Annotated in this window: 9 protein-coding genes; 6 read left to right on the top strand and 3 right to left on the bottom strand. The window is 63.5% G+C overall.

All coding sequences use genetic code 11. The features are described from left to right. Window positions 1-9: 9 nt before the first annotated feature. From guaA to ACQY8B_RS11475, 5 genes are all read left to right on the top strand, one after another. Entirely contained in the window at window positions 10-1659 is a 1650-nt protein-coding gene (gene guaA, locus ACQY8B_RS11495) for a glutamine-hydrolyzing GMP synthase (protein ID WP_422086833.1), read from the top strand. Between the two features lie 301 nt (window positions 1660-1960). Further along, complete coding sequence (locus tag ACQY8B_RS11490; RefSeq protein WP_422086832.1) at window positions 1961-3217, top strand: tyrosine-type recombinase/integrase; 1257 nt, start codon at window positions 1961-1963, stop codon at window positions 3215-3217. 156 nt (window positions 3218-3373) lie between these two features. Then, window positions 3374-4195 carry a type IV toxin-antitoxin system AbiEi family antitoxin domain-containing protein gene (locus tag ACQY8B_RS11485; RefSeq protein WP_422089182.1) on the top strand — a complete coding sequence of 274 codons (822 nt, stop codon included), beginning with the start codon at window positions 3374-3376 and terminating at the stop codon, window positions 4193-4195. After that, window positions 4179-5126, top strand: coding sequence for a nucleotidyl transferase AbiEii/AbiGii toxin family protein (locus tag ACQY8B_RS11480; RefSeq protein ID WP_422086831.1), 948 nt, complete (start codon window positions 4179-4181; stop codon window positions 5124-5126). The genes ACQY8B_RS11485 and ACQY8B_RS11480 overlap by 17 nt, the downstream gene beginning before the upstream one ends. A 17-nt stretch (window positions 5127-5143) precedes the next feature. Next, entirely contained in the window at window positions 5144-5386 is a 243-nt protein-coding gene (locus ACQY8B_RS11475; protein ID WP_422086830.1) for a transcriptional regulator, read from the top strand. A 25-nt stretch (window positions 5387-5411) separates the two neighbouring features. On the opposite strand, the gene ACQY8B_RS11470 is transcribed toward ACQY8B_RS11475, so the two are convergent. Both ACQY8B_RS11470 and ACQY8B_RS11465 read right to left on the bottom strand, forming a co-directional pair. Further along, entirely contained in the window at window positions 5412-5789 is a 378-nt protein-coding gene (locus tag ACQY8B_RS11470; protein ID WP_422086829.1) for a helix-turn-helix transcriptional regulator, read from the bottom strand. A gap of 139 nt (window positions 5790-5928) precedes the next feature. Further along, window positions 5929-7064 (bottom strand): IS3 family transposase gene (locus tag ACQY8B_RS11465; protein WP_422086828.1). Its coding sequence is split into 2 segments (ribosomal slippage): window positions 5929-6815 and window positions 6815-7064, totalling 1137 coding nucleotides; the frame shifts between segments, so codons are not numbered across the junction. 183 nt (window positions 7065-7247) lie between these two features. Between ACQY8B_RS11465 and ACQY8B_RS11460 the strand changes: the two genes are divergently transcribed. After that, complete coding sequence (locus tag ACQY8B_RS11460) at window positions 7248-7985, top strand: HNH endonuclease (protein ID WP_422086827.1); 738 nt, start codon at window positions 7248-7250, stop codon at window positions 7983-7985. 331 nt (window positions 7986-8316) lie between these two features. Here ACQY8B_RS11460 and ACQY8B_RS11455 read toward each other — a convergent pair whose 3' ends face one another. Then, on the bottom strand, window positions 8317-8946 hold the full coding sequence (locus tag ACQY8B_RS11455; RefSeq protein WP_422086826.1) for a porin family protein: 630 nt from the start codon (window positions 8944-8946) through the stop codon (window positions 8317-8319). Window positions 8947-9158 lie beyond the last annotated feature (212 nt).

The raw sequence follows: 9158 nt of genomic DNA, 5'->3' as shown, positions 1-9158 counted from the left end.
CCTTCCGCCATGCAACACGACAAGATCCTCATCCTCGATTTCGGCTCGCAAGTCACCCAGCTGATCGCACGCCGCGTGCGCGAAGCCCACGTGCTGAGCGAAGTGCACCCTTGCGACGTCACCGACGAATGGGTGCGCGAATACGCCGCCGACGGCCACCTGAAGGGCGTGATCCTTTCGGGCAGCCACGCCAGCGTGTACGAGGAAACCACCGACAAGGCACCGCAAGCCGTGTTCGACCTCGGCGTGCCGGTGCTCGGCATCTGCTACGGCATGCAGACCATGGCCCACCAGCTCGGTGGCAAGGTCGAGGGCGGCCACAAGCGCGAGTTCGGCTTCGCGGCCGTGCGCGCCCATGGCCACACCGCGCTGCTCAAGGACATCGCCGACTTCACCACGCCGGAAGGCCACGGCATGCTCAACGTGTGGATGAGCCACGGCGACAAGGTCACCGAACTGCCGCCGGGCTTCAAGCTCATGGCCAGCACCGACAGCTGCCCCATCGCAGGCATGGCCGACGAGGCGCGCCGTTACTACGCGCTGCAGTTCCATCCCGAAGTGACGCACACCGTGCAGGGCAAGGCGATCATCGAGCGCTTCGTGCTCGGCATCTGCGACGCCAAGCCCGACTGGGTCATGCGCGACCACATCGCAGAAGCCGTGCAGAAGATCCGCGAGCAGGTGGGCGACGAAGAAGTCATCCTGGGCCTGTCGGGCGGTGTCGATTCGAGCGTGGCTGCCGCGCTCATCCACCGCGCCATCGGCGACCAGCTGACCTGCGTGTTCGTCGACCACGGCCTGCTGCGCCTGAACGAAGGCGACATGGTCATGGAAATGTTCGAAGGCAAGCTGCACGCGAAGGTGATCCGCGTGGACGCCAGCGACCTGTTCCTCGGCAAGCTCGCCGGCGTGAGCGACCCCGAAGCCAAGCGCAAGATCATCGGCGGCGAATTCGTCACCGTGTTCAAGCAGGAAGCCGCCAAGCTCAAGGCGGCGGGCGACGGCGGCAAGAGCGGAGTCGACGGCCGACCGGCCGTCAAGGGCGCGACCTTCCTGGCGCAAGGCACCATCTACCCCGACGTCATCGAATCGGGCGGTGCCAAGAGCAAGAAGGCCGTCACCATCAAGAGCCACCACAACGTGGGCGGCCTGCCCGAGCAGCTCGGCCTGAAGCTGCTGGAGCCGCTGCGCGACCTGTTCAAGGACGAAGTGCGCGAACTGGGCGTGGCACTCGGCCTTCCGCCCGAGATGGTGTATCGCCATCCGTTCCCCGGCCCGGGCCTGGGCGTGCGCATTCTTGGCGAAGTGAAGAAGGAATACGCCGACCTGCTGCGCCGCGCCGACGCGATTTTCATCGAGGAACTGCGCAACTTCACCGACGCCGAAACCGGCAAGACCTGGTACGACCTCACGAGCCAGGCCTTCACCGTGTTCCTGCCGGTGAAAAGCGTGGGCGTGATGGGCGACGGCCGAACCTACGACTACGTGGTCGCGCTGCGTGCGGTGCAGACCAGCGACTTCATGACGGCCGACTGGGCCGAGCTGCCTTATGCGCTGCTGAAGAAGGTGTCGGGGCGCATCATCAATGAAGTGCGCGGGATCAACCGGGTGACGTACGACGTGTCGAGCAAGCCGCCGGCGACGATCGAGTGGGAGTGAAATCGGGTCCTTCGGGGACTATCGCCAGTTATCGAAAAACTGTCCTAACGTGTTGATTTAAAAGGAAATACGTCACGGAAGCTATCGGTGGCTATCGCCGGCCAGCAAAACGGGTTGACGGTAGAACGGACGGTAAGAACCGGAGGTCGGATTAAGACCCTCCCGTTTACTATTGAGACCAAATCGGTCTTTGACGGTAAAAAGCTCCTCTGGAAAGCTTGTTTCATGCGGCTTTCCAGGCATCAGCAGGTCTCCTGACCCCTGACGGTAAAAGCCGTCACGAAACAGGAGTAGAACCTCGATGTTGACCGACACAGCACTGCGCAATCTGAAGCCTAAGTCGTTGACTTATAAGGCTTCTGACCGGGATGGGATGTACGCGACGGTATCGACCGCCGGTACCGTCACCTTCCGCTACGATTACCGTCTCAACGGGCGCCGTGAGACCCTCACCATCGGCCGTTATGGCCCTGCCGGCATCTCGTTGGCACTGGCCCGTGAAAAGCTGCTCGACGCCAAGAAGGCCGTCGCTGCTGGCCGTTCCCCGGCACTGGAGAAGCAGCGCGAGAAACGCCGGCTGACGGCGGCCAAGAACTTCGGCGACGTGGCCCTCAAGTGGCTGGCGGACGCACGGATGGCTGACAGCACGCGCGCGATGCGCAAGCACGTCGTCGATCGGGACATCCTGCCGGCGTTCCAGAACCGGCTGCTCAACGAAATCACCGCGGACGACCTGCGAGCCTTGTGCAACAAGGTGAAGGCGCGCGGGGCGCCTGCCACCGCGGTGCATGTTCGCGACATCGTGAAGCAGGTCTATGCCTTCGCCATCCTGCACGGCGAGAAGGTGGACAACCCGGCCAGCGATGTGGCGGCGGCCTCGATCGCGACCTTCGTGCCGAAAGACAGGGCGCTTTCGCCGGCGGAAATCCGGCTGGCGTTCCATCAGCTGGAGTCCATCGCGACGTATCCGACGATCCGCCTGGCGCTACGCATGGTCCTGCTGACCCTGGTGCGCAAGAGAGAATTGATCGAGGCCACCTGGAGCGAGATCGACTTCGAGAATGCCACCTGGACGATCCCGAAGCAGCGCATGAAGGGGCGCAACCCGCACGTGATCTACCTGTCACGCCAGGCCCTGGACATCCTCGTGGCGCTGCACACCTGCGCTGCTGGCTCGAAGTTCGTGCTGCCCTCGCGCTACGAGCCTATCCGTTGCATGTCGCATGCGACCCTGAACCGCGTCACCCAACTCATCGTGGAGCGGGCCAAGGCCGCGGGCCTGCCGTTGGAGCCCTTCACGGTGCATGACCTGCGCCGTACCGGCTCGACGCTGCTCAACGAAGTGGGCTTCAACGGCGACTGGATCGAGAAGTGCCTGGCGCACGAGGAAGGGCGCTCTTCGCGCTCGGTCTACAACAAGGCCGAGTACGCCGAGCAGCGGCGCCACATGCTGCAGGAGTGGGCGGACATGGTCGATGCCTGGATCGACGGGCGGCCCCATGTGCCGAAACTGCTGCCGGAGAACGCGTCGGTCCCGGTGCTCAGTGCGGCTTTGTGAAGGGAGGGCCGCATGATGACCGTATCGAGACTTTCTTTCGGCGACCAGCGCAAGGTTTGCGAACAAGACGAAATGATCACTCTGGGTGATCTTTTATGGTCCTTGTCAAACTGGTCGATCTTGGTTAAGGTTTATAAATCTGTTATTTTGAGCACCATGGATGCTCAAAATTCAGGAAAACTGAACCGATTGCTGGCCGAACTGGGCGATACGCGCCTGGTGTCCAGTCGCTGGCTGCGCGCGCACGGCTACTCCAACAGCCTCGTTGCGCGCTATGTGGGCAGCGGCTGGCTGGTGTCGCCGGCGCGCGGTGTCTACATGCGCACGGGCGGGCGTCTGCAATGGGAGGGCGTGGTCCGCAGCCTGCAGATCGGGGAGGGGATGCCGCTGCATGTCGGGGGGCGCTTCGCGCTGGCCCTGCAGGGGCACGAGCATTACCTGCGCCTGGGCGATGCTGGGACGATCACTCTGTATGGGCCGCAGCGGCCACCGGGCTGGCTGGGCAAACTGCCGCTGGAGCAACGTTTCGAGTTCCTGGGCAAGGGGCCGTTCGATCTGCCGGCCATGCCCGTCACGGCGGAAGTCTCCGAGAAGACGTTGTCCGAGGTGGGCTTGGCATGGCATTCCGCGGCGCCTGGGTCAGATGCCCTGGTCTGCTCGACGCCCGAGCGGGCCATGCTGGAGTTGTGCGATGGTGTGCCGGATGCGGCAGGGGTCTACGAGGCCGATGCGGTGATGCAGGCTATGACCACGCTGCGGCCGCAGCGCGTTGGCCTGCTGCTGCGCCACTGCCGCAGCATCAAGGCCAAGCGGCTGTTCCTGGCCCTGGCCGATCGCCATCGCCATGCGTGGCTCTCGCATGTGCCGCTGGATGACGTCGATCTGGGCCGTGGCAAGCGCGCGTTGGTGCCCGGCGGACGCCTGCATCCGACCTACCAGATCACCTTGCCGGGAGACCTCAATGAGCACCTGGCTTGACCACCGGGACCGGCGCTACACGGACCGCGTGCGGCTGCTGGTCGAGATCCTGCCGGTGTTGGCCTCGGAGCCGGGCTTTGCACTCAAGGGCGGCACGGCCATCAACTTGTTCGAGCACGATCTGCCACGACTGTCGGTGGACATCGATCTGGCCTGGTTGCCGGTGCACGACTATGCCGAAGATGCGAAGCTGATCGCTGAAGCACTCGGGCGGTTGGCCGATGCGTTGCGCGCCCGGCCTCTGAAATTGCAGGTGCAGACTTCGGCGGGCGAGGGTGGGGCGGTCACTCGCTTGGTGGCCAGTCGCGGCCGTGCGCGCGTGCAGATCGAGACGACGCCGGTCATGCGTGGCACGGTGCATCCGGTGCGAACCATGGTCGTGCGGCCACGGGTGGAGGAGGCCTTCGGCTTTGCCGAGGTGCAGGTGCTGGCGTTCGCCGACCTCTATGCCGGCAAGCTGGCGGCTGCGCTGTCGCGGCAGCATCCGCGCGATCTCTTCGACGTGGGCCTGCTGCTGGAGGATGAACGCGCGGATGCGGGTCTCTGGCGAACTTTGCTCGTCTACCTGACGTGCAGTCCCAAGCCGGCCTGGGAGATGCTAGCGCCACGTGTGCCCACGGATTTCGAGGCTACCTTCGAGGCCCATTTCAAGGGCATGACATCCGAGCCTATCAGCGTGGCTGCCTTGCTGGAAAGCCGCGAGCGCATGTTGGCGCGCGTAGCGCATTGGCTGGATGGGCCGTCGCGAGCCTTTCTGCAATCCGTCGAGGATGAGAAGCCGGATTTCAGTTTGATCGGACTTGCCCATGCGGCCGAGTTACCCGGTGTGCGGCGCAAGCTGCACAACCTGGCGCAGCGCACGGCCGCCAAGCGTGCGGCAGATCGCCAGCAGCTTGACGAAGCGCTGGCGCGGATCGCTGGTGCCAGATGACGAAGGAGGCTGACGCGATGATTCACGATTTCACACTGGTCTATGCACTGGGCTCGGGCATGGAATCGCAGGAGGATGTCCTTCGCCAATTGGCGGACAGCGACTGCGCCGATGCCACGGTCGGCTGGGGACGGCTGCGTCATGTCGGCCTGGCTTTCAGCAGGGAGGCGAGCGACCGCGATGCTGCGGTCACGCTTGCCACGACGCAGATGGCACAAGCGCTGCCCGGGGCTGTGCTGATCCGAGTGGATGCCGCGTAGCCGCTGCAAGCATTTGATGGCGATGTCATCGAACAGGGCGGTGCCGGCGCAGCCTCATGTCCGGTCCGCTGGACGAGTTGGTCTTCGCTGATCGAGAGGCTTGCTTGCGGTCTTCGATCCAGGCTTCGACTTCTGCCAAGTCCCAGACGACGCACCGGGCGGTGAGGCGGAAGCGGCGCGGGAATTCGCCGCGCTGTTCCATTTCGTAGATCGTCGTCTCGGCCAGAGGGATGATCTGGTGCAGTTCGGGACGTCGGATGGTGCGACGAAAGGGAAGAGGGCTGTGCTGCGGAAACTGGGGTAGGGCCTCGTAGGCTTCGGTGCCTGGCAAGGGAAGCGACTGGCGGTCGTGGGTGCCGGCCGCATGGGATGCTTGTCGTAGATGTTCCACCTCGGACTCCATGAACTTGCTGTATGGAGATATGGTGAAGATCAGTACCTATCGGGACAACTTGCTGCGGCGTGGAAGAGCAGGTTCCGTACGGCTGACCTGCCCCCTCCTAGCCGTGCCATTCATAACGAGGAAGTCCGGGGTTGCAAGATTAATTGATCTCGGCGGTTGCTGAAGTGGATCGAGCTGCATCGCCAGCGCGCTGGCGATGCAGCTCGGCGAACTTCGACGGAGGCATTCGCTGGCAACTGCTGTGCGGCCTGACCTCGTTGTAGTCCTGGCGCCAGAGCGTGATGGCCGATCGGGCCTGCTGCAGCGTCTCGAACCACTGTTCGTTCAGGCACTCGTCCCTGAACTTGCCGTTGAAGCTCTCGATGTAGCCGTTCTGCATGGGCCGTCCCGGCTCGATCAAGATGTGACGGACGCCGTGGGCCTGCGCCCAGCCCATGAAGGCGCGACTGGTGAACTCCGGGCCGTTGTCGGTGCGCACAGCCAGCGGGTAGCCTCTGAACACGGCCGCTTGATCCAGCAGCCGCGTAACGTATTGCCCCGAGATTCCCCAGTCCACCGAGATGCTCACGCACTCGTGGCTGAAGTCATCGGCCACGGTCAAGCACTTGATGCGCCGTCCCGTGCTCAGGCTGTCGCTGACGAAGTCCATGCTCCACACCTCATTGACCGTCGTGGCCAGTTGCAGCGGCACGCGTTCGTTCGCGGGGCGTTTGACCTTCTTGCGCTTGCGCACCGCCAGGTTGGCCGCGCTGTACAGGCGGTAGACGCGCTTGTGGTTCACGCCCGGGAAGTGCGGGCGCAGCATGTCGTGGATGCGCCGATAGCCGAAGCGCCGACGTGCATGCGCGATCTCGACGATCTTGCTGCTGAGCTCTTGCGTCATGGCATCGGCCTCGGGTGGATTGCGATAGCTGTCGCGGGAGAGCCCCACAAGCCTGCAGGCACGTCGCTCGCTCAGATCGCATTCCCCGATCATGATGGCGACGGCCGCGCGCTTGGCTTGCGGGGCTATCGCTTTACCCCGAAGGCCGTGTTCAGCGCGTGGATGTCCAGGTGCGCTTCGGCCAGCAGCTTCTTGAGTTTGTTGTTCTCGGCCTCGAGCTCACGCAGGCGCCTGGCATCGGGCACGTCCATCCCGCCGTATTTGGCGCGCCATTTGTAGAAGGTCGCATCGCTGAAGCCGCCCTTGCGGCACAGATCTTTGATCGGCAAGCCGGACTCGGCTTGCTTGATGAAACCGATGATCTGCTCCTCGGTGTATCTGCTCTTTCTCATGTCCGTCATTCTCCAAGTTGACGGACTTCACTGCCATTACGCTGGTACGGCTAGGAGGGGGTAGGTCAGGACGGCAAGCTGGCCGCTGTCCTTGGGGACCTCGTGCCGCTGCGCGAACTTGCTGTTCATGCGCTGACGTTCCGCACTGCGGCGGGCGAGGGGCCATTCCCAGCAGACGCTTCCATGAAGACAGGCGTCTCCACGGATGCTTTCCAACTGAAGATTCCGGTGATGCGCGCGCTATTCGAGGACGTGTGCAGCGCCAAAGGTACGCTGACTTACACCGATGTGATGGAGCGCTTCGGCCTGACGTTCTACCCGCTAACCAGCGCGCTGGGTAGGCTCGGGCACGACTGCAAGCGAGAGGGCGAACCAATCATCACCGCCATCGTCGTTGATGCAAAGACGCGCCGATGCTCGGACGGCATCCTCAAGGAGTTCGGCGTCTACGACGATGAGGGCGAGCGGCAGAAGTGCTACGCGTACTGGGGTGGCGAAAGCAGTCGGGCCTCGACAATACCGCCCGCTGGCACTCCGCTGGCGGCAAACCAACCAGCTGATGACTTGGAACAGCGTGCTGCGCGTTTCGCGCAGGTCGAGGTTCGGACACAGCAGGCTGCATTCCGCCTGGCGGTATTCCGCGCTTGTGAGGGGCGATGCGCGGTCACTGGCTGCGACGTGCCCGAGGCGCTAGAAGCAGCTCACTTGAGCGGGCGTAGCTGGCGGTCCGGTCACAACGCCGCGGAGGACGGCATCTTGCTTCGGTGCGACCTGCACACACTATACGACCGCGGTCTTCTCGTGATAGATGACGCCGGCCAGGTACAGCTGAATTCTCGAGTGCTTCAGCACTACCGCGAGTGGGATGGAGCGGTAGTGCACGGCGTTACAGCGCTTAGGGCAACAACAGGGAAAGTTTGATCGTTCTCGCGCGGTCTATGGGGCAGTAAGATTCATCCTGATCGACGATGAGGCCGCAAGTGTTGACTTCCCGCAAATCGCTCCATCTCCCGCGCCAGCAAAAGATGTGCGTTTCAGACGGTAAAAGCGACGGTCAGGCGCCATATCGATCACAGCCATTCCCTTTAACCATGCGGGTTTGGGCGTCCTGTTGATGATGGAGTGGGAGTGAGGTGCCACATTTCGCGAGCATTCGGTCTGAAAATTCCTGTTCCGAGTGCGCTGTCGGTTGCGCATTCGCCGACTACCGCGACTGGCGTGAGTGCGCCAGTCGCGGTCGCTGCGCCGGCGCTTAGAAGCTCGCCTTCAAACCCACCGACAGCATGCCGCCCTTGGCCTGCTTCGACAGTTTGCCGAAGTAGTCGTAATCAGCGGTGATCGCGAGGTTCTGCGTCACACGGTATTCGGCGCCGAAGCCCGCCATGAGGCCGGTCGAACTGCCCGAGAAGCGCTGGCCGCCGGGTTGCCACAAGGAGCCGCCATTGTTGTTGTCGCCGCCGGAGATGCGGCCGCGCGAAACACCCAGGCGGCCGTTGAGGGCGAAGGCATCGCCCAGCGGCAGGCGTGCCGTGGCGGCCGCGTAGAAGGCCTGGCCGGTACCGCTTTGCAGGCTCGAGTAGCCCAGGCCCGCCGCCGTCCACTGGCTCACGCGGCCAAGGCGCGCGTAGCCGACTTCCACGCCGAAGTTTTCCGTCAGGCGATAGCCGCCATACAGCTTGTAGGCGGTGCCGGCCTTGCTGGCTTTCTGGCCGCCCCACGGGGTGGGCACGGTGTTGGAAGATGAGAGGCTGTAGCTCGAACGGCCGACGGAGCCGCCCACGTAGAGACCGGTGTCCTGTGCGGGGCCGGCGGCGTAGGCGCCGATGGATGCGGTGCCGAGCAGAAGTGCGGCGAAGACGGTGCAGGCTTGCGTTTTCGTCAAGATTAAATTCCTGGTTGGAGTCGTTGGGATCATTGAGACTGGTGGCGGCTTGGAGCCATGCCATCAGCGCTCAGCGATTCTGAAATTCCAGCCTGAAGACGAGCTTGGTGCTTGCTGAAGAGCACCTGAAGGCACCTGATCGATGGGCGATGATCGAGGGATGTCTCAACAGCTTCTTCTTCCCGGTATCGATCCCCCGCCGCGGCCCTTGC

The organism is Variovorax sp., from assembly GCF_965279555.1.
Lineage (GTDB): Bacteria > Pseudomonadota > Gammaproteobacteria > Burkholderiales > Burkholderiaceae_C > Variovorax.
Note: the sequence above shows the minus strand (reverse complement) of the source record. Positions and strands in the feature narration are given on the sequence as shown.